The organism is Moorena sp. SIO4A1, from assembly GCF_010672065.1.
Classification (GTDB): domain Bacteria; phylum Cyanobacteriota; class Cyanobacteriia; order Cyanobacteriales; family Coleofasciculaceae; genus Moorena.
In genome coordinates, this window is record NZ_JAAHHX010000839.1 from 1 (window position 1) to 1,269 (window position 1,269).

Here is a 1,269-nt window from a genome sequence, read left to right on the forward strand (position 1 = left end):
TTGTTGCAGCCTTGTGTGCAATCGTGGTGATTGTAACAGAAGGGCGACGGCTCAAAATGAGGTTGTGGGGTCTTTACATTGTCGCTATCTTCTTAGTATCTTTTGGTTTTGGATTTCCGTTGTTTCTGTTGATGCGGGAACGCAAGCAGATGGAAGTGCTAGGTCTAGCAGGAGATACTCAGGAGGAAAACACTTCACCAACGTAAGAATGATCGGAAAAAATTAAGAATTAATCGCACTACTGCGTTTGAATTGGGATGTTGGTTTTACTGGTGCGATCGCAAATGTGATATACTTCCATACTCAATCAAAGATTACAGTGTGGGAATCCCGCTGAAGATCTGAAAACTTTGAAGATAATGGTCAAATATCTTTAAAAATTTAACACCAAAAAGTTAGTATAGGGCAGTATTGAAGTAGTTTTCGCTAAACCCTCCTACTGGGAAAATCTAGAATTAAATTTGCTTAGAAAGCGAACACTCTACTGTTATTTTAAGATTACTTTTAGCAGTCCCTTTGGTGACATAAGGAATCCCCGCTTCTCCCCCTAATTCTATCCCAAATTCTAGGGTAACTTTATTAACATTAGGTATTGGCTTTTTCTTAAACGCATTTAAGCCAATAATGGTGTAAGCCCGAATCGTACCTTCAATGATTTGAGCGTGTTGTATTATTTGCTGTCGTAGCCTTTCAGGAGAACTCATGCCCTTGTCGGTGAGGGCTTCTTCTTCCTCTTCCTCTTCTTCTTGGTTGTTTGGGCTGTTTACCGTAGGAATGTCTAAATCTTCTGTAGCTTCAACATAAATAATTGTGTCATCTTCTAGCTTAATGGGAGTTAATTGTGTCATAATTGTATCATAGTATAACATTTAATAAAATATTTACCGGAAAGACCGATTAAACAATTGTATCCCTATTAAGCACCTATTTATCTAAAAAAAAGCTGGTTGTTATGAGTCGGAATGCCTTAGTAATAGGGATTAATACCTACAACTATGAACGCCTCAATAATCTAACGGCACCTGGGCAGGATGCAGAAGCTGTAGCCCAATTACTAGAGAAGTATGGAGAATTTAAAGTAACGCGACTCCCGGCGGTTAAGGATAAACAGAATAATACCATTCGCGTTGGTAAAAAAACAAAAGTCACTCTGACTCAGTTAGAAGATGCAATTGTACAATTGTTCAAACCAAATGGAAAACCCCCAGATACAGCGTTACTCTATTTTTCTGGACATGGTTTACGAAAAAGCAAGGGGATACAAGAAGG

Annotated in this window: 3 protein-coding genes; 2 read left to right on the plus strand and 1 reads right to left on the minus strand. The window is 38.6% G+C overall.

Annotated elements, in window-relative coordinates; translation table 11 throughout:
• Nucleotides 1–206: DUF2834 domain-containing protein (locus F6K53_RS43355; protein WP_293086908.1), on the plus strand; the 206-nt coding region annotated here is incomplete at its 5' end.
• Nucleotides 207–455: 249 nt separating this feature from the next.
• On the opposite strand, the gene F6K53_RS43360 is transcribed toward F6K53_RS43355, so the two are convergent.
• A complete protein-coding gene (locus F6K53_RS43360; protein WP_293086911.1) occupies nt 456–848 on the minus strand; it encodes a CU044_2847 family protein in 393 nt (130 codons plus the stop codon).
• A 104-nt stretch (nt 849–952) separates the two neighbouring features.
• Here F6K53_RS43360 and F6K53_RS43365 point away from each other — a divergent pair.
• Nucleotides 953–1,269, plus strand: a 317-nt coding sequence (locus tag F6K53_RS43365) for a caspase family protein (protein ID WP_293086913.1), incomplete at its 3' end; no start/stop codon positions are given.

Excerpts from the sequence above, each read along its gene's own strand:
- F6K53_RS43360 (WP_293086911.1), bottom strand. The coding sequence starts at position 848 with ATGACACAATTAACTCCCATTAAGCTAGAAGATGACACAATTATTTAT.